This window comes from Sinisalibacter lacisalsi, assembly GCF_014640115.1.
GTDB lineage: Bacteria > Pseudomonadota > Alphaproteobacteria > Rhodobacterales > Rhodobacteraceae > Sinisalibacter > Sinisalibacter lacisalsi.
This window is the reverse complement of record NZ_BMGI01000006.1, coordinates 92,209-109,476: the sequence shown is the minus strand read 5'-3', so window position 1 is coordinate 109,476 and position 17,268 is coordinate 92,209. Positions and strand designations below refer to the sequence as shown.

Sequence of the window (17,268 nt, the reverse complement as noted above, 5' to 3'; positions counted from 1 at the left end):
AGGGCTTGTTTTCATGGACATGCCGCCCCGTGGCCGCTACCCATTGGGGAGAAGCTGCAAGGGGGATGTCGCGGTGAAAACATCGGCTCGGGCTTGGGTGATTGCGCTGTGTTTTCCCGGCGCGGGACTCGCGCAGGACACGTCTGTCGCAACGGCTGAACCTGTCCCGGTGCTGTCGGCCCCGGCGGCGGAGGCGAATGGCCATGACGATCCCGCGCCGCAGCTTGCGGCCACGCAATCGCTGACCACCACGAGTGAAGATCCGGGCGATGCGCCCGCGCCGGTGGTGCTTTCCGCCAACGACGAAGCCGAAGCGGCTGCCCCCGGCGCGGGCACGGCCGAGCCGCCTGCCGGGAAGTTGGCCGACGACATGGAGGGCGCCGACGCAGTCCGCGACGACGTGGCGACCGATCCGGCGCCCACGCTTTCTCCCGAGGCGGCGCGGTGCCGCGAGATCGCCGGGCCGGCCGATGCAGGCGTGCCCGCCAATGCCGAGAGCGCCGCGCGCCGGCGTGCCGCGATCGCCGAGGCGGCGGAGGCCTGCACCGCCGCGGCGCGTGCCGACGATGCGCCCGCCGATGTCCTCTTTCTCGCCGCCGAGGTGGCGCAGGCCAGGCGCGATCTACCCGCCGCCTTCACCCTGCTGGAGCGCGCGGCGGACGCGGGGCTCGCCGCCGCGGTGACCCGGCTGGGCGATTATCACCTGTTCGGCGTCGCCCCGGGCGGGGAAGACACCGAGGCGGCGATTGCCCACTTCCAGCGCGCCGCCGGGATGGGCGACCCGGCGGGCATGACCACGCTGGCGATGATGTATCGCGTCGGAAAGGGCGTGCCGCGCGATCCGGCCCGGATGGTGGACCTGCTGCAGACCGCGGCCGACGCGGGCTATCACTTCGCGCAGTATCGCCTCGGTCAGACCTTGCTGACCGGCGAGGGCATTCCCAACCGCGCCGACGCGGACCTCGGCATTCCCGACCCGGTGCGCGGCGCGGCGCTCTATACTGCTGCCGCCCGTGCCGGCAACGTCACCGCCGCGCTCGAGCTCGCCGCGCTGTATGGCGATCCCGCGTCGGGCCTCGAGGACAACCCGAAGGCCCGCGCGCAGCTGACCAGCCTTGCCTCGCGCAGCGGATTGCCCGAGGCGATCGCCGCCATGGCGGTGCTCTACGAAACCGGGGACGGCGTTGAGTATGACCCCGACGTCGCGGCGCAGCTCTACGTGCGCGCGCTTGAGAGCGGCAAGGTTGCTTTCGAGACGCTGCGCCAGGGCGCGCCGGGCGGATGGGACCGCGAGACCGCGCTCGCGTTCCAGGCCATTCTCCGGGAGCGCGGGCTCTACACCGGCGCGCTAGACGGGATCGTCGGTTCGGGCACGGCAGCGGCGGCGCGCGGGCTTTCCCCGGGCTGATCAAAGTCGCGCCGTTCTGCCCAATCCCGCGCCGCCCCGGCCCCTCGCGCCATGCCTCGGCAGGACCAACCCCGGCGATCTCTGGACCGGCTGCGCCCCGCCCAGCTAACCTCGTTGCGCGCGGGAGGCAGGCCCGCCGCCCTCGAAACCCGAGCCAGAGATGACGAAAAAGGCGACACCCTTCTCCGCGCGGCTGGAAGAGCTGCTGGCGCGGATCTACCCCGAGGCCGACAGCGCGATCCTCGCCAGCCAGGTGATCGACGCCTTCTGGCCCGAGGGCAGCCACCGGCGCAAGCGCGGCCGCAAGCCGGGCAACAGCCTGTGGTCGCAGCGCGACGCGCTGGTGATCGCTTACGGCAACTCGATCACCGACGGCACCCACAAGCCGCTCGACCTGTTGCACGATTTTCTCGACACCCATCTCGCGGGCGTGGTGAACGGGGTGCATATCCTGCCGTTCTTCCCCTACACCTCCGACGACGGTTTCGCGGTGACCGATTATCGCAAGGTCGATCCCGCGCTGGGCGACTGGTCCGACATCGCCCGCATCGGTGGCAGGTTTCACCTGATGTCGGACCTCGTGCTCAACCATGTTTCCTCGCAGAGCCCGTGGTTTCACGCCTATCTCCAGGGCCACCCGCCGTATGACGGCTTCTTCATCGAGGCCGATCCGGAGGCCGACCACGCGCAGGTCGTGCGGCCGCGCACCACGCCGCTTCTGCGCGAGGTCGAAACCTCGCGCGGGGTGCGGCACGTGTGGTGCACCTTCAGCCACGACCAGGTCGATCTCAATTTCGCCAATCCCGAGGTGCTGCTGGAAATCCTGCGGATCATCCGGCTGCATGTCGACGCGGGCGTGCGCATCGTCCGCCTCGATGCGGTGGCCTTTGTCTGGAAGCGCGAAGGCACCCGGTGCATTCATCTCGAGGAAACCCACGCAATTGTAAAATTGCTACGTTTGCTGGCCAATTTCGCCGTTGAGAACGTCATAATATTGACCGAAACGAACGTTCCCAAGGCCGAGAACCTGAGCTATTTCGGCCAGCGCGACGAGGCTCACTCGATCTATAATTTCCCGCTGCCACCGCTCGTGCTTCACGCCATGCTCTCCGGCTCGGCGGCCTACCTGCTGGAGTGGCAGCGCGCGATGCCGCCCGCGCCGCTCGGCTGCGCCTATCTCAATTTCACCGCCAGCCACGACGGGATCGGGATGCGGCCGGCCGAGGGGCTCCTGCCCGAGGGCGAGATCGACCGGATGATCGAGACGGTGAAGGCCAGCGGCGGGCTGGCGTCGATGCGCGCGTTGCCCGGTGGCGGCGAGGCGGTGTATGAACTCAATACCTCCTGGTTCGACGCCATGGGCCAGACCTTCGCGGGCGATGAGAGTTTCAAGATCGAGCGATTCCTCTGTTCGCAGACGATCATGATGTCACTCGAAGGTATCCCGGCGTTCTACATCCACTCGCTGCTGGCCACGCCCAACGATACCGAAGCGGTGGCCCGGCGCGGCCTGAACCGGGCGATCAACCGCCACCGCTGGCATTACCCCGCCCTGCGCGACCGTCTCGCCGATCCGGGCAGCGACCAGGCCCGCGTGCTCGCGGCGCTTTCGCGGCGCCTGCGGCTGCGCGCCCGGCAGCCGGCCTTTCACCCCAATGCCACGCAATTCACCCTCGCACTCGATGCCCGCGTCTTCGGTCTGTGGCGCCAGTCGCTCGACCGGGGGCAATCCATCTTCGCGCTGCACAATGTCTCGTCGGACAGGATCGAGGTGCCCACGACCGCGCTGAACCTGATCGCCGGCGAGGCCTGGGCGGATCTGCTGAGCGGCGAGCCGCTGCGCCCCGGCGAGGACCGGATCACGCTGGCGCCCTACCAGTGCCGCTGGATCGCGAATTTCGTCTGATCGCGGGCTTGCGCCGCCTCAGGGCGCAAACTCCGCATCGTCTTTTGCCGCCGCCACGCGCAGATCGGGCAGGATCGTCGCATCGGCGGCGTTCACCCGGTTCCAGTTGGGGATGAAGGGTGTCTCGTGCGGGTTCTCGAGAAAGATCCGGCCCGCGCGCACGATGTTCTCGGCGAACAATTCGATCGCCTGTTCCTCGCCGTGGCGGTCGAGCGTGAGCCCGTTCATCCGCGCGTCGTTGGCGTAGGCTTCGAGCAGGTCGAGCGCGGTGCGGTAGTAGGTGGCGCGCAGCGTGCGGAAGGTGTTGTTGGTGAACACCGTGCCGTCGGCGGCGAGCTTGCGGAATATCGCCTTGCAGATATCCGTCGACATCCGGTTGAGCCCCGCGTTCGCATCCTGCGGGCTCATGTCCTGGTGCTTGTGATCGTAGCTGTCGGCGATCTCCACCTGGCAGACCGCCTGCGGCCCGAGGTTGCGCCAGGCTTCCGAGAGCACGCCGATTTCCAGGCCCCAGTCGGAGGGGATGCGCAGATCGGGCAAGACCCCGGCCCGCATCGCGAATTCGCCCGAGAGCGGGTAGCGGAAGGCGCGCAGGTAGTCGATGTAATCGCGATCACCGATCACCTTCTTGAGCGCGATCAGCAGGGGCGAAACCAGAAGCCGCGTGACCCGCCCGTTCAACTTGCCGCCGCCCACCCGCGGGTAGAAGCCCTTCGACAGCTGGTAGGAAAAGCCCGGATGCGCCACCGGGTAGACCAGCCGGGTCAGCATCTCGGAAGAGTAGGTGAGAATGTCGCAATCGTGGATCGCCATCACGGCGCTGTCGGCGCAGGCGATGAGATAGCCGATCGCGGTCCAGACATTCTTGCCCTTGCCCGGCTCCTCGGGCGCGAGCCCCAGCGCCTCCAGCCGCACGCCGATCGCGCGCATCCGGGGGCTATCGTTCCAAAGCACCACGTGGCTTTGCGGCAGCCGCGAGAAGAAGGCGCGGGCGTGGCGGTATTGCTCCTCGTCGGCCTGATCCAGCCCGATGACGATCCGGTGCAGGTAGGGCACCTTCGCCAGTTCGTCGAGGATGCGCGGCAGCGCCTCGCCCTCCAGTTCGGAATAGAGCGAGGGCAGGATCAGCGTGATCTTGCGTGTCTGGGCGAAGGCTTCAAGCTCGTAGGCCAGTTCCTCGACCGGACGCGCGCGCAGGTTGTGAAACTGGGCGATATTGCCGTTTTGGTGAAAGTCGGCCATGGGTCAGCCCTTTCCCTTGGGATCATGGGTGGAGAGAAAGTCGAGCACGGCGGCGTTCCAGCCCTCGGGGCCGGGCAGGGTGCTGCGGGTGATCCGGCCCGTCGCCTCGCCCGCGAGCGGGGGCAGGCCGGGGCCGTGGTCGTTGCGGATGATCACGCCATGGTCGGCGGCCTCGAGCATCCCGATGTCGTTCGGCGCGTCGCCCAGGGCAAGGGTGCGCGGGGTGCCGTAGGCGGCGGCGATCTCGGCCATCCGCTCGGCCTTCGAGCCGCCGAAGCCGAGCGTCAGGAAGCGCCCGCCGGCCTGAACCGTGATGCCCTGCTCCGCGAGGGCCGCGCAAAAGGCGCGCCGCCCCGCCGCCGCGCCGCGCCACAGGCCGGGCTCGGAATGGGCCCGCGCTTTCGCCCGGGCGGCGGCGTCGGGCGAGAGGCCGGTGAGATTCGCCACCTCGGCCGCGCTCATGTCGCCGAACCCGGTGAAGCCGGCCCGCAGGGGACCGGGCAGCCGGGCGAGCGCCGCGCGCAGGCGGCGGTAGGCGCTGTCATCCTCGCCTGGCGCCGCCTCGGGCCAGATCACGCCCGCGCCGTTCTCGACGATGGCCGGGGCCGGGTCGAGGCCGAGGTCCGCCTGCAACGGGGCGATCTCGGCGGCGGTCTTGGAGCTTGCGAGCACCAGCGGCACGCCGCGCGCTCGCAACGCGGCAAGGGCCGGGCGCGCCGGCGCATGGCCGTAGCCGGCATGATCGAGCAAGGTGCCGTCGAGATCGGAGAACACCAGCAACGGCACCGGCTGGGGCGCGAATGTCTTCATGGGGCGAGCCTAGGCCGCGCTGCGCCTCGACGGAACCGTGCTCGGCGCCTGCGCCCGCATCGCGGACAGGCCCTGCCGAAATGCGCGCCATGTTGCTAAGAAAACGGGCAAGGCGCAAAGCCCCGGCGCGGGGGCTGGCTTTACCGCGTGCCCCGGGCACCCTATGTCTAGGGCAGCCATGTGCCGCCATCCCGGTGGACCGGCGAGGGGAATGAGCATGTCCGTCTTTCTGACCCACGGCGTGATCGTCTTCGGCGTCCTCGCGTCCGGCCTGGCGATCATGTGGGTGCTGCAACAGCCGCGCAGCCCGCAATCGGCGCTGGCGTGGATCCTGTTCATCGTCGTGGTGCCCTACCTCGGCGTGCCCTTGTTCTTCGTGCTCGGCATCCGCAAGCGCGGCACCCGCTACGACGAGATCGCCTTCGCCCCGACCGAATCCACGCCCCCCCTGCACCGGATCGACGACCAGCTCACCCGCCTCGGCCTGCCCGCCGCCGCGCCGGGGCACGAGATCCTGTTCGAGACCGAGCCGCAGACCGCGCGCGCGAACCTCGCCAACCTCGTCGCCGGCGCGCACAACTCGCTGGACGTGGTGCTCTACCGGCTCGACCCTGACCCCTACGGCGAGGAGTTCGTCACCGGGCTCACCGAGGCGGCCGAGCGCGGGGTGCGGGTGCGGCTGATCCTCGACCAGGTCGGCACCTGGCGCAGGCCGCGCAAGGCGCTCGCAGCCTTGCGCGCCGCGGGCGGCGAGATGCGCCTGTTCTCGCCGGTGCACAACCTCGTCGCCACCGGGCGGCTCAACCTGCGCAACCACCGCAAGATGGTCATCGCCGACGGCGCGAAGATCTGGTCCGGCGGGCGCAACGTCGGCCGCAGCTATCTCGGGCCACAGGATCACCCCGGCACCTGGCTCGACCTGAGTTTCCTCATCACCGGGCCGGTGGTGCAACGCTACTGCGAGGTCTTCGAGGCCGATTGGGCCAAGGACAACGGCGCTGCCCACCCCACGCCGGCGGCCGGCACCACGCCCCCCGATGGGGGCGCCGTCGCCCAGCTCATTCCCTCCGGCCCGGATCTGCCGCATGACGGGCTGCACGATGCGCTGGTTCACGCCATCCACACCGCGCGCGAGCGGATCTGGATCGCCAGCCCCTACCTCCTGCCCACTGACCAGCTTCAGCACGCCCTCATCACCGCCGCCCGCCTCGGCCGCGACGTGCGCCTGATCGTGCCCGCGCGTTCCAACCAGCACCTCGCCGATTTTGCCCGCGGCGCCTACCTGCGCCACTTCGAAGACGCCGGGTGCCGGATCCTGCGCCATACCGGGCCGATGCTGCACGCCAAGGCGGCGATCTTCGACGACGCCGCCATCATCGGCTCGGCCAACCTCGACGTGCGCTCGATGCTGCTCAATTTCGAAACCGCGCTGGCGCTCTACGACGCGGCGAGCGTGGCGCTTCTGGCGGAGTGGTTCGCCGGGCTTGAGAGCGATTGCGAAACCGGCACCAGGCCCGCGAGCCTGCCCCGCCGCCTGGCCGAATCCGCCTTCCGCCTCGGCGCGCCGCTCCTGTGAATGCGCGCACCTGCGGCGCACAGGTTGCCCTGGCCGGCGCCACGCCATCAATGTCGCTGCCCTCAGGTCTTTCAACCTAGATCAAGATCAGCCGGCAAGATGCCCGGGGATTTCCGCGCAAACCGCCGCGACGCAGACCGAAACGGCCGGGGTCATCGCCGCCCCTGTGGCGAAGTCCGCGCCCTCGATCGCCCAGACCTCGACCTCGGGCGGCAAGACCCCGAGCACCCGGGCCAGCGCAACCCCCTCGGCCAGCCCGATCCCGTGCGACGAGACCGACCGCAGCCAGGGCGGCAGCTCGCCCGCGCCCGAGTCAAGCCGGTGCAGCGTGCCGGGCGGGGCGCCCGCGCGGCACGCGTCGACGATCAGCACCCGCTCCCGGCCCTCCATCAGCGTCACCAGATCGGCCGCCGCACCATGGCACTCGGCCAGATCGAAGCCGGACGCGCCCCTGAGCCCGCGCGCCACCAGCCGCCCGGCGGCATCGTCCCCGGCAAAATCGTTGCCCACACCGATCAGAAGCGGCTTCATGGTCTTCTTGGGTCCAGAAATACCTCGGGGGGGAGTGGGGGGGCAGCGCCCCCCCACCCGGTCGGGTCGCCTTCAGGCGACCCGAAACCTATCCCCGGTCGATGGTCAGATCGAGAAAATGCGTGGCACATGAGATGCAAGGATCGTAGTTGCGGATGGTCTGCTCGCACAGCCACTGGATTTCGTCGTGCGGCCGGTCAAGCTCATCGGCGATCAGCTCGGCGAGGTCTTCCTCGATCGACGGCTGGTTCTGCGCGGTGGGCGGCACGATCTGGGCCTTGGCGATGCTGCCGTCCTCTTCCAGCGTATACTGGTGAAAGAGCATGCCCCGCGGGGCTTCGGAGGCGCCCATGCCGGTGCCCGCGCGCGGGGTGATCTCCATCGCTGCCGGATCGAATTCCTCGTAATCCTCGATCAGCCGGATTGCCTCTTCCACCGCGAACAGGCTTTCGACCGCGCGCACCACGATCGAGCGATAGGGGTTCTTCACCTCGCGCCCGAGGCCCGACCGCTCGGCCGCCGCCTTCGCGCGCTCGGAAAGCTTGTCATAGGCAAGGTTGTAGCGCGGCAGCGGGCCGGTGAGATAGGCGCCGCCGGCTTTCATCCGCCCCTGCAGCGCGTTCGACTGTTTCACATGATGCTCGTCGAAATGGTCGTTGAACGCGGTTGCCGGAATGTCCATGCCCCGGTTCGAGATCAGCCGCGTGCCCTCGTACATCGGGTAGCGCCCGTTCGGCTCCTCGATGCAGACCATGGTGTAGTCGCGCTCCTTGTCGGGGAAGGGCAGCGCGGCGGTGAAATCGACGAAGGCATCCGCCATGTCGAGCGCCCGCAGGAGGTCTTCGCGCAGTTTCATCATGTCGCGCTTTTTCGGGGCCTTCCACCAGCCGCCCACCTTCACGTTGATCGGGTGGATCTCGCGCCCGCCGACGAGGGTGACGATGGAATTGCCGATCTTCTTGTAATCAAGCGCCAGTTTCACCGCGTCGGCGTGGCCGTCGTTGGCCATGTCGATCGCGCTGGCGTAGCCGAGGAAGTCGGGCGCGTGCAGCATGGCGGCGTGCAGGATGTGGCTCTCGATCCACTCGCCGCAATAGAGCAGCCGGCGCAGGTTCTTGATCGGCTGGCTCACCTCGACGCCAAGCGCCATTTCCATCGCCTGCACCGAGCTCATCTGGTAGGCCACCGGGCAGATGCCGCAGATCCGCGCGGTGATGTCGGGGGCCTCGGAATGGTCGCGGCCGCGCAGGAAGGCCTCGAAGAAGCGCGGCGGCTCGAAGATGCGGAACTCGGTGCCGACGATCTTGCCCTCGCGCACCACCACCTTGAACGCCCCCTCGCCCTCGACGCGGGCGAGCATGTCGACCTTGATCGTTGTGTCAGTCATGGGCCTTGGCCTCCTCGCGGAACGCGGGCGCGTTGGTGTTGTAGGTCGAGTAGAGCCGCCTGATCTGCCGCCGGTCGGCACCGTTCTCGGCCAGCCGGGCCGAGAGCGCGGCGGTGTTGGGCGTTTCCTTCGGGCCGAAGCAGCCGTAGCAACCGCGGGCGTAGCCCGGGCAGAGCGCGCCGCAGCCGGCGTGCGTCACCGGACCGAGGCAGGGTTTGCCCTCGGCCACCATCACGCAGACATGCCCGGCCATCTTGCACTCGATGCAGGTGGCGTGGGCTGGGGTCTGCGGCGCGCGCCCCGCCAGCGTGGCAGCGATCAGCTCGATCAGGTGGGTTTTCGAGATCGGGCAGCCGCGCAGCTCGAAATCGACCTTCACGTGGTCGGAGATCGGCGTGGCGGTGTCGAGCGTGTCGATGAACTCGGGGTGGGCATAGACCGCGTCGATGAAATCCTTCGTCGAGGCGCCGTTCTTCAGCGCCTGGATGCCGCCCGAGGTAGCGCAGGCGCCGAGCGTGATCACCGTGGTCGAGCGGGCGCGGATGTCCTTGATCGCCTCGGCCTCGTGCGGCGTGGTCACGCTGCCTTCGACGAAGGAGATATCGTAATGCCCGCCGTCGTCCTCGCGCCGCGTGGCCTCGGGGAAATAGGCGATCTCGATCGCCCCCGCGACGGCGAGCACCTCGTCCTCGCAATCGAGCAGGGATAGCTGGCAGCCGTCGCAGGACGAGAACTTCCAAACCGCGAGCCTTGGTCTGCCGGTCATGTCACAGCTCCTTGATACGCATCAGCGGCTTCATCGTGGCCCAGTCGAACACCGGGCCGTCCTTGCACAGGAAGTATGGCCCGAGCTGGCAATGGCCGCACAGCCCGATGCCGCATTGCATGTTGCGCTCCATCGAAAGGTGAATGTCGGTGGCGGCGACGCCGAGATCGGTGAGGCCATTCGCGGCGAAACGAATCATGATTTCCGGGCCGCAGACGAAGGCGGTTGTGTTGGCGGGGGCAAAATCCGCCGCGCGCAACAGCGCCGTCACGACGCCGACATGGCCGTGCCAGTCTTCGGGCGCCCGGTCCACCGTCACCTCCACGCCCATGTCGAGCCGCGACCGCCACGCGCCCAGTTCCTCCCGAAACAGGATCTCCGAGGGGCTGCGCGCGCCGTAGAGCAGCGTGATCTTGCCATAGGCATCGCGGTTTTCCATCAGCTCGTAGAGGATCGGCCGCACCGGCGCGAGCCCGAGCCCGCCGGCCACCACCACCACGTCGCGCCCCCGCGCGGCCTTCACCGGCCAGGGCGCGCCGTAGGGGCCGCGCAGGCCGAGCACCGCGCCGGGCTCGAGCGCCGCGAGCGCGCGGCTCACCGGGCCCACGTCGCGGATCGTGTGGATGATCTTGGAGCTGTCGGAGACCGGCCCCGAGATCGAGATCGGGATCTCGCCCACCCCGAAGACGGCGAGCATGTTGAACTGTCCGGGTTCGAAGCCCGGCCAGCCTTCCACCTCCATCTCGAAGGTGACCACGTCGGAAAGCTCGCGGGTCCGGCGGGTGATCCTGGCGATCACCGGCAGCATCGGGTCGGTATGGGGGTCAGGGGCGTGCATCGTAGAGGTCCAACATCTGCACCCGGGTGTCGTGGAGCCGGTCCACGAGCGCGGGCAGGATCCGTTTCATCACCGCGTAGCCGAGCGCGGGGTCGGCGTCGCATTTTCCGCGCAGGCATTTGGCATCGAAGGCGATGGCGCGCAGGTCTTCCTTCGCGCGCGCGTCGAAGCGCCAGCGGTAGGGTGGCACCAGCCAGCTCAGGCCGATCACGCCGCCGCCGCTCACGGTCTGGAAGACCATCCGGCCGTGCCCGGGCGCCGAGATTTCCAGCGCCGCGTGGCCGTCGCGCACGAGGTAGAGGAAATCGGCGTCGTCACCCTCGTGAAACATGTAGGTATCTGCCGCGAAGCGCACGTTCTTCGCACAGCCCGCCAGCATGTCGAGAAAGGCGGGCGACAGGTCGCGGAACAACGGATGCCCCGCGAGGATGCGCTGAAGTCCTTCAATCGCCATCTCAGCCCCCTCCCTTGCGGATCGCGGCCGCTTCCTCGGTGATGTCGATCCCCACCGGGCACCACGAGATGCAGCGCCCGCAGCCGACGCAGCCCATCTCGCCGAACTGGTCGACCCAGGTGGCGAGCTTGTGCGTCATCCACTGGCGGTAGCGCGATTTCGCGCCGGGGCGCACCGCGCCGCCGTGGACGTGGCTGAAATCGACGGTGAAGCACGAGGCCCAGCGGTTCACCCGCTCGGTCTCGGGGCCTTCCAGCGAGGTCACCTCGTCGACCGTGGTGCAGAAGCAGGTGGGGCAGACCATGGTGCAGTTGGCGCAGTTGAGGCAGCGCTGCGCCACCTCCGACCAACGCGGGTGATCGGGCCGGTCCTTGAGCAGCGCGGGCAGGCCGTCGGTGTCGATCCGGCGTTGCTGGTCGCGGGCGCGGTCGATCCCCGCCGCCGCCGCGCCTTCGTCGTCCGCCGTTGCGGGCCGGGAGGGCAGGGCGGCCAGCTGCGCGGCCCCCGCCTCGCTGGCGGCTTCGGCGAGAAAGCGCCCGCCCTCCAGCTCGGTCAGCGCGATGTCATAGCCCTTCGTGGCCTTCGGCCCGGTGTTCATCGAGGTGCAGAAGCAGGTCTCGGCCGACCGGGTGCAGTTCACCGCGACGATGAACAGGTTTGCCCGCCGGGCGGCATACTGCGGATCGCGGTAGGGCCCCTCGGTCAGAACCTTGTCCTGCGCGGCGATCGCGGCGAGATCGCAGGCGCGCGCGCCGATGAAGGCGCGGCGGGTGGTGTCGAGCGGCTCGGGGATGATCTTCGTCTCCTCCCCCGCGCCCTCGGTGCGCCAGAGCACCTGTTTCGGCGGATGCAGGAGGCGCTTCCAGCCCTGGGGGCCGAGCGTGGCGCCGAAAAAGGCATCGCCCTCCTGCCGCAGCCGGTAATGCCCGCCCGATTGCTCGTCGGCCCAGCCTTTCGGCAGATCGTCGCTGGAGGAGATTTCCTCGTAGACCACCGCCCCCTCACGCCGGACCGGCCCGAACACCTCGCGCCCATCGCTTGCGAGCGCCGCGATCAGCGCATCGAGCCCTTGCGCGTCGATCATCCGGGGGCCTGTTTTCACGGCCCCGCTCATGACGTCACACAGATCATCCCTGCCTCCTGCGCCCCATCGGGCAAAACCGTTCGTGCTCAAGATTCGAAGGCAATAGAGCACGTGAAAGTTGCGGCTTCCCTGATCCTAATCAATTCGGAAGCCTGCATGTTTTCCCGGTCGGGCAGGTGGGACGGGCCGCGGGGCCCATCCCGGCCGGTCACTCTTGCGCCGGTGGCGTAACGTGTCTCGTCCAGGGGTGTTGCTCCTCGAACCCCAGAACCTCGCGGATCTTGCGGTTGCAATAGGGGCTCTCGCCCGGACCGATCTCGCGTTTCACCGGCACCCCCTGGTAATAGCGGGCCAGAACCTCCTTGGGGCTGAGCGCCACGCTCATGCCGTCGTTGGCGGCGTTGAACACCTGGTAGCCAAGCCCGTCCTTTTTCAGGCAGAGATCGACGATCTGGCCGAGGTCGCGCGCGTCAATATAGGAGAAGATGTTGCGCCGGCGCAGATCGGGATCGGCGAAATAGGCGGGCCAGTCGCGGGCGTAATCCTCCGGGCTCATCACGTTGTTGATCCGCAGCGCGTAGACGTCCGCCCCGGTGCGTTCGGCGAAGCTGCGCGCGGTGACCTCGTTGACCACCTTCGACATGCCGTAGCTGTCTTCCGGCACGGTCGGGTGCGCCTCGTCGACTGGAACATAGAGGGGCTTGCGCTCGCCGTCGGCGAAGCAGACGCCGTAGGTGGTTTCCGACGAGGCGATCACCACCTTGCGCACGCCCATCTTCAGCGCCGCCTCCAACACGTTGTAGGTGCCGATCACGTTCACCCGGTAGCACTCGTTGTCGGGCGTGAGCAGGATGCGGGCGATGGCGGCGAAATGCACCACCGCGTCGAAGCGCGGCACGCCGGTGCCCGGCTCGAGCTCGCCGAAATTGGCATACATCGAGAGCGCGTTGAACATCTGGCCCGAATCCGTGATGTCGGCGATGATGTTGTCGACGTCGGGCAGGTCGAGCGGTGTCAGATCGACGTTCATCACCCGGTGGCCCTGGTCGAGCAGGTAGGGGATGACCTCGCGGCCCGCCTTGCCGGACCCGCCTGTGAAGAGAATGCGCATGGCTGGCTCCTTTTTCGCCCAATTGACGACGTGGGGCAGGCGGAAGCAAGCCATGAGCCCAGAAACGCGCGAAAAAGCCGCGAAATCGTGCTATACTGCCTGCCAACCTGACAGGGAGGACAGCCAATGCGACGGTCCATCGCGGGGTTCGTAACCGGTATCCTGGTCATCATGACAACAAGCGGGCTGCCCGCCGCGGCCCAGGGGCTCGCCGAGACGCTTTCGGAAACGGTCACATCGCTCGGCGAGACTTTTCCCGCCGGGGAGGCGAAAGGCTTCGCCGAAGTTCTCGACAACGCGCCGGACGGGGTGTCGGGCGACACGCTGGGTCACCTGCTCTACGCCCGAAGGCAGTTCGACAAGGCGGCATGGTTCTTCGGCGCCGATGCAGCACGCGACCCCACCGACCCGGCCTCGCTCAACAATTTTGCGGCGCTGCTGGTGGAGCTGCACCTCCACGATCCCGAGGCCTATCCCGCCGACTGGGTCGAGGCCGCGCGGATGGCCGCGCAGGAGGCGAGCGCGCTGCGCCCGCAGGAGGCAGCCTATCGCAACACGCTGGGCCTTGCCGCGCTCGCGCTCGGCGATACCACCGCGGCAACGAAGGACTTGCTTCTGGCCACCGCCTTCGCGCCGGGAGAACCGCTCTACCTCACCAACCTCGCCCGCGCGCTCGACGCCGCGGGCATTCCAGGGGCCGCGGCCGCGGCGCTCGCCAAGGCCCACGCGCTGGAGCCGAACGGGCTGCCGGTGCTCACAGCCGTCGCCCAGCTTCCCGACATCGGTGCGCCCTATCGCGACGAGCTTGCGAAAAGCTGCAACGTCAATTTCCGCTGCCAGGAGATCTGCCCGAAAAGCATCATCGGCGGGCTGATGTCGGTGACCTGCGAAATGGAGAACGCCTCGGCCCAGATGGCCTGCGAGGCCGGCGAACCCTACCCGACCTCCTACGACTGCGCCGAGGATTTTCCCGACTACGGGATCATGATCCCGGGCTTGAACGCCGGGTTCTCGATCGGCGTGCCGGGGTTTTCGGCCCATGTGAAGGTGAACGGCGACGGCAGCGTCGACGTGCGCGTGGAGGCGGGCCCCAGCCTAGGCCCGGTCACGCCCTACCTCACCGGCGACGGGCATTTCTCGCCCACGCATGGCGCGAGCTTCGACAATTTCGGCGGCGGCGTGCGGCTCGGCCTGACACCCGGCGGTAGCGCGGCGGGCGGATTGGCGAGCGGCCTTGGCCATCCGCCTGCGCATATCGAGATGGAACAGAAGGGCGACGGCCCCGCGACGATCGGGCTCGAGACCTATAACGCGGGGCTGCTTTCGTTCTGAGCGCGCCGTCACCCGCAAGATATTGCTACCGCCCGCCCCGGATGGTCTAATGCCGGCTCAACAAGAGCAAGAAAGTTCGAGCAATGGCCAGCGATCTCCTCACCGGCGGACAAGACACCTATGACGCCACCTCGATCGAGGTGCTGGAGGGGCTGGAGCCCGTGCGCCAGCGCCCGGGCATGTATATCGGCGGCACCGACGAGCGGGCGCTGCACCACATGGTGGCGGAGATTCTCGATAACGCGATGGACGAGGCGGTGGCGGGGCACGCCAACCGCATCGAGGTGGAACTTCATGCCGACCACTCGGTAACGGTGCGCGACAACGGCCGAGGCATCCCGGTGGACCCGCACCCGAAGTTTCCCCAGAAATCCGCGCTCGAGGTGATCCTGTGCACGCTGCACTCGGGCGGCAAGTTCTCCGGCAAGGCCTACCAGACCTCGGGCGGGCTTCACGGCGTCGGCTCGTCGGTGGTGAACGCGCTCAGCGATTCGATGGTCGTGCAGGTGGCGAAGAACAAGGAGCTGCACGAGCAGCGGTTTTCACGCGGGTTGCCGCTCGGCCCGGTGCAGAAGATCGGCGCGGCCCCGAACCGGCGCGGCACCGAGGTGACCTTCCACGCCGACGCGGAGATCTTCGGCTCGCACAAGTTCAAGCCCAAGCGGCTGTTCACCATGGCGCGCTCCAAGGCCTACCTGTTCTCGGGCGTTGAGATCCGCTGGAAATCGGCGGTCGACGACGGCGAAACCCCGCGCGAGGCCACCTTCCATTTTCCCGGTGGTCTCTCGGACTACCTCAAGGAGAGCCTCGGCGGCGCCAGCACCTATTCCGAGGGCGGCTTCCACGGCAAGGTGGAGTTCCGTGAGAAGTTCAACGAGCCGGGCTACGTCGAATGGGCGATCAACTGGACGCCCGCGCGCGACGGCTTCATCCAGTCCTATTGCAACACCGTGCCGACGCCCGAGGGCGGCACCCACGTCGCCGGGTTCTGGGCCGCGATCCTGAAGGGGATCAAGGCCTACGGCGAGCTTGTCGGCAACAAGAAGGCGGCGCAGATCACCCGCGACGATCTTCTCGCCGGGGGTTGCGCGCTGGTCTCCACCTTCATCGCCGATCCGGCCTTCGTCGGCCAGACCAAGGACCGGCTGAGTTCGGAGAGTGCCGCCAAGCTGGTGGAAGGCGCTGTGCGCGACCACTTCGACAACTGGCTGGCCGCCGACACCAAGAGCGCCGGCGCGATCCTCGATTTTCTCGTGCTGCGTGCGGAGGAGCGGCTGCGGCGCCGGGCCGAGAAGGAAACCCAACGCAAGACCGCCACCAAGCGGCTGCGCCTGCCCGGCAAGCTGGTGGATTGCTCGACCAGCGCGCGCGAGGGCACCGAATTGTTCATCGTCGAGGGCGACAGCGCGGGCGGCTCGGCCAAGATGGCGCGCGACCGGCGCACTCAGGCGCTCTTGCCGCTGAGGGGCAAGATCCTGAACGTGCTCGGCGCGGCCAGCTCCAAGCTCGGCTCGAACGCCGAGATCAACGACCTGTGCCAGGCGCTCGGGGTGGGCATGGGCACCAAGTTCAACGTCGAGGATCTGCGCTACGACAAGATCATCATCATGACCGACGCCGACGTCGACGGCGCGCATATCGCGGCGCTCCTGATGACCTTCTTCTTCAGCCAGATGCGGCCGCTGATCGACCACGGCCACCTCTACCTCGCCTGCCCGCCGCTGTTCCGGCTCACGCAAGGGGCCAAACGGGTCTACGTCGCCGACGAGGCGGAAAAGGACCTGTGGCTCGAGAAGGGCCTCGGCGGCAAGGGCAAGATCGACTTCCAGCGCTTCAAGGGCCTCGGCGAGATGGACGCCAAGGACCTCAAGGAAACCACGATGGACCCGGGCACCCGCAAGCTGATCCGGGTGACCATCGACGAGGACGAACCGGGCGAGACCGGCGACCTGGTGGAACGTCTGATGGGCAAGAAGCCGGAATTGCGCTTCCAGTATATCCAGGAGAATGCGCGGTTCGTTGAGGAGCTGGATGTTTGAGGGGGGACATGTATATTGGGTTGGGAAAGTTATCCTAACTTGGGGGGAGAGGGCATGAAAAAGACGTTCGTTCTGGCAGGGCTTGTGAGCCTTCTCGTGGGGTGCCAAGCTGAAGAACTTGAAGTAAGCATTTCCTCCGAACAGATGATTTCAGCCGCCTCGGGTGAATCGGAATACGTGGAATTCGAGGCTGAAATCGGCGAAAGCATGTCGGATGTCGACGACGAGAAGCGCGCCACGATCAAAGCGATTGAGATCGTTCTGGGCAAGTACTTCCCTGATGCCGACATTGAAACAAAGATAAGTTCGGACAGTTACAGGATCGAAATCGAAGGCGAGTTAGCTCTTTCGTCTTCCATACCAAGATCCGGCGCTCCGTGGTTCGTAGAAGTGATGCCACAAGGCGGAAACAACCATCTTGTTCGATTAATGCCCTCAGGCACGTTTTCAGCGTTCAAAAGCGAAATGGCGGATATCAATTTCATGATAACGCCAGATGAATTCCAAGGGGTTGATTTTTCGATTCGCGGTTCGATCGGGACTGTAACTTTCGGTGGCGCATATCTGAACGGTGAACCCAGAGCTTTTTCCGTTCTGGAATTGGATGGCGAAAGGCACAGAGTGTCTTTCAAGGAAGGAATATGGACAAAGACGGGTGCAGGATTTCTATTCTCATCTGAATGAATATAATCTCGTTAGCTCGCGCGTTCGCCCGCCATTCCCACTCCCCCCTTACGTGCCGGTCTGACGCCCGACCCACGGCGCGCAAGTTCCCCCCTCCCGC

Annotated in this window: 15 protein-coding genes; 6 read left to right on the top strand and 9 right to left on the bottom strand. The window is 67.4% G+C overall.

Features of this window, described 5'->3' with window-relative positions:
- Positions 1–73: 73 nt before the first annotated feature.
- Positions 74–1,408, top strand: coding sequence for a tetratricopeptide repeat protein (locus tag IEW01_RS16365; protein ID WP_188529811.1), 1,335 nt, complete (start codon positions 74–76; stop codon positions 1,406–1,408).
- Positions 1,409–1,568: 160 nt separating this feature from the next.
- Positions 1,569–3,314: a sugar phosphorylase gene (locus IEW01_RS16360; RefSeq protein ID WP_188529809.1), complete on the top strand. Its 1,746-nt coding sequence runs from the start codon at positions 1,569–1,571 to the stop codon at positions 3,312–3,314.
- Between the two features lie 18 nt (positions 3,315–3,332).
- Here IEW01_RS16360 and IEW01_RS16355 read toward each other — a convergent pair whose 3' ends face one another.
- On the bottom strand, positions 3,333–4,556 hold the full coding sequence (locus IEW01_RS16355) for a glycosyltransferase family protein (protein ID WP_188529807.1): 1,224 nt from the start codon (positions 4,554–4,556) through the stop codon (positions 3,333–3,335).
- A 3-nt stretch (positions 4,557–4,559) separates the two neighbouring features.
- Positions 4,560–5,366 (bottom strand): HAD-IIB family hydrolase, encoded by an 807-nt coding sequence (locus IEW01_RS16350; protein WP_229738319.1) that lies wholly within the window; start codon positions 5,364–5,366, stop codon positions 4,560–4,562.
- 217 nt (positions 5,367–5,583) lie between these two features.
- Between IEW01_RS16350 and IEW01_RS16345 the strand changes: the two genes are divergently transcribed.
- Complete coding sequence (locus IEW01_RS16345) at positions 5,584–6,942, top strand: phospholipase D-like domain-containing protein (protein WP_188529805.1); 1,359 nt, start codon at positions 5,584–5,586, stop codon at positions 6,940–6,942.
- 87 nt (positions 6,943–7,029) lie between these two features.
- Here the strand turns inward: IEW01_RS16345 and IEW01_RS16340 are convergent, their stop codons facing one another.
- From IEW01_RS16340 to IEW01_RS16310, 7 genes are all read right to left on the bottom strand, one after another.
- On the bottom strand, positions 7,030–7,473 hold the full coding sequence (locus IEW01_RS16340) for a hydrogenase maturation protease (protein WP_188529803.1): 444 nt from the start codon (positions 7,471–7,473) through the stop codon (positions 7,030–7,032).
- 88 nt (positions 7,474–7,561) lie between these two features.
- Positions 7,562–8,860, bottom strand: a complete 1,299-nt coding sequence (locus IEW01_RS16335; RefSeq protein WP_188529801.1) for a Ni/Fe hydrogenase subunit alpha — start codon at positions 8,858–8,860, stop codon at positions 7,562–7,564.
- Entirely contained in the window at positions 8,853–9,626 is a 774-nt protein-coding gene (locus IEW01_RS16330) for an NADH-quinone oxidoreductase subunit B family protein (protein ID WP_188529799.1), read from the bottom strand. The genes IEW01_RS16335 and IEW01_RS16330 overlap by 8 nt, the downstream gene beginning before the upstream one ends.
- Before the next feature lies 1 nt (position 9,627).
- Complete coding sequence (locus IEW01_RS16325; RefSeq protein WP_188529796.1) at positions 9,628–10,464, bottom strand: FAD/NAD(P)-binding protein; 837 nt, start codon at positions 10,462–10,464, stop codon at positions 9,628–9,630.
- Positions 10,451–10,918 (bottom strand): cyclic nucleotide-binding domain-containing protein, encoded by a 468-nt coding sequence (locus tag IEW01_RS16320; RefSeq protein ID WP_229738318.1) that lies wholly within the window; start codon positions 10,916–10,918, stop codon positions 10,451–10,453. Before IEW01_RS16320 ends, IEW01_RS16325 begins: the two co-directional genes overlap by 14 nt.
- Position 10,919: 1 nt before the next feature.
- A complete protein-coding gene (locus tag IEW01_RS16315) occupies positions 10,920–12,020 on the bottom strand; it encodes a 4Fe-4S dicluster domain-containing protein (protein WP_229738317.1) in 1,101 nt (366 codons plus the stop codon).
- Between the two features lie 190 nt (positions 12,021–12,210).
- Positions 12,211–13,113: an NAD-dependent epimerase/dehydratase family protein gene (locus tag IEW01_RS16310; RefSeq protein WP_188529792.1), complete on the bottom strand. Its 903-nt coding sequence runs from the start codon at positions 13,111–13,113 to the stop codon at positions 12,211–12,213.
- Between the two features lie 126 nt (positions 13,114–13,239).
- On the opposite strand from IEW01_RS16310, the gene IEW01_RS16305 reads away from it, so the two are divergent.
- The 3 genes from IEW01_RS16305 (at position 13,240) to IEW01_RS16295 (ending at position 17,168) form a co-directional block, all read left to right on the top strand.
- Positions 13,240–14,445 (top strand): hypothetical protein, encoded by a 1,206-nt coding sequence (locus IEW01_RS16305; RefSeq protein ID WP_188529790.1) that lies wholly within the window; start codon positions 13,240–13,242, stop codon positions 14,443–14,445.
- A gap of 83 nt (positions 14,446–14,528) precedes the next feature.
- A complete protein-coding gene (gene parE, locus IEW01_RS16300) occupies positions 14,529–16,484 on the top strand; it encodes a DNA topoisomerase IV subunit B (RefSeq protein WP_188529788.1) in 1,956 nt (651 codons plus the stop codon).
- Positions 16,485–16,538: 54 nt separating this feature from the next.
- Entirely contained in the window at positions 16,539–17,168 is a 630-nt protein-coding gene (locus IEW01_RS16295) for a hypothetical protein (RefSeq protein WP_188529786.1), read from the top strand.
- Positions 17,169–17,268: the final 100 nt, after the last annotated feature.

What these genes read in the sequence shown, in the direction of transcription:
- IEW01_RS16345 (WP_188529805.1), top strand. Translation starts at nt 5,584, where the DNA reads ATGTCCGTCTTTCTGACCCACGGCGTGATCGTCTTCGGCGTCCTCGCG.
- IEW01_RS16320 (WP_229738318.1), bottom strand. Translation starts at nt 10,918, where the DNA reads ATGGCGATTGAAGGACTTCAGCGCATCCTCGCGGGGCATCCGTTGTTC.
- IEW01_RS16305 (WP_188529790.1), top strand. Translation starts at nt 13,240, where the DNA reads ATGCGACGGTCCATCGCGGGGTTCGTAACCGGTATCCTGGTCATCATG.
- IEW01_RS16335 (WP_188529801.1), bottom strand. Translation starts at nt 8,860, where the DNA reads ATGACTGACACAACGATCAAGGTCGACATGCTCGCCCGCGTCGAGGGC.
- IEW01_RS16325 (WP_188529796.1), bottom strand. Translation starts at nt 10,464, where the DNA reads ATGCACGCCCCTGACCCCCATACCGACCCGATGCTGCCGGTGATCGCC.
- IEW01_RS16340 (WP_188529803.1), bottom strand. Translation starts at nt 7,473, where the DNA reads ATGAAGCCGCTTCTGATCGGTGTGGGCAACGATTTTGCCGGGGACGAT.
- IEW01_RS16350 (WP_229738319.1), bottom strand. Translation starts at nt 5,366, where the DNA reads ATGAAGACATTCGCGCCCCAGCCGGTGCCGTTGCTGGTGTTCTCCGAT.
- IEW01_RS16355 (WP_188529807.1), bottom strand. Translation starts at nt 4,556, where the DNA reads ATGGCCGACTTTCACCAAAACGGCAATATCGCCCAGTTTCACAACCTG.
- IEW01_RS16360 (WP_188529809.1), top strand. Translation starts at nt 1,569, where the DNA reads ATGACGAAAAAGGCGACACCCTTCTCCGCGCGGCTGGAAGAGCTGCTG.
- IEW01_RS16295 (WP_188529786.1), top strand. Translation starts at nt 16,539, where the DNA reads ATGAAAAAGACGTTCGTTCTGGCAGGGCTTGTGAGCCTTCTCGTGGGG.
- IEW01_RS16310 (WP_188529792.1), bottom strand. Translation starts at nt 13,113, where the DNA reads ATGCGCATTCTCTTCACAGGCGGGTCCGGCAAGGCGGGCCGCGAGGTC.
- IEW01_RS16330 (WP_188529799.1), bottom strand. Translation starts at nt 9,626, where the DNA reads ATGACCGGCAGACCAAGGCTCGCGGTTTGGAAGTTCTCGTCCTGCGAC.
- parE (WP_188529788.1), top strand. Translation starts at nt 14,529, where the DNA reads ATGGCCAGCGATCTCCTCACCGGCGGACAAGACACCTATGACGCCACC.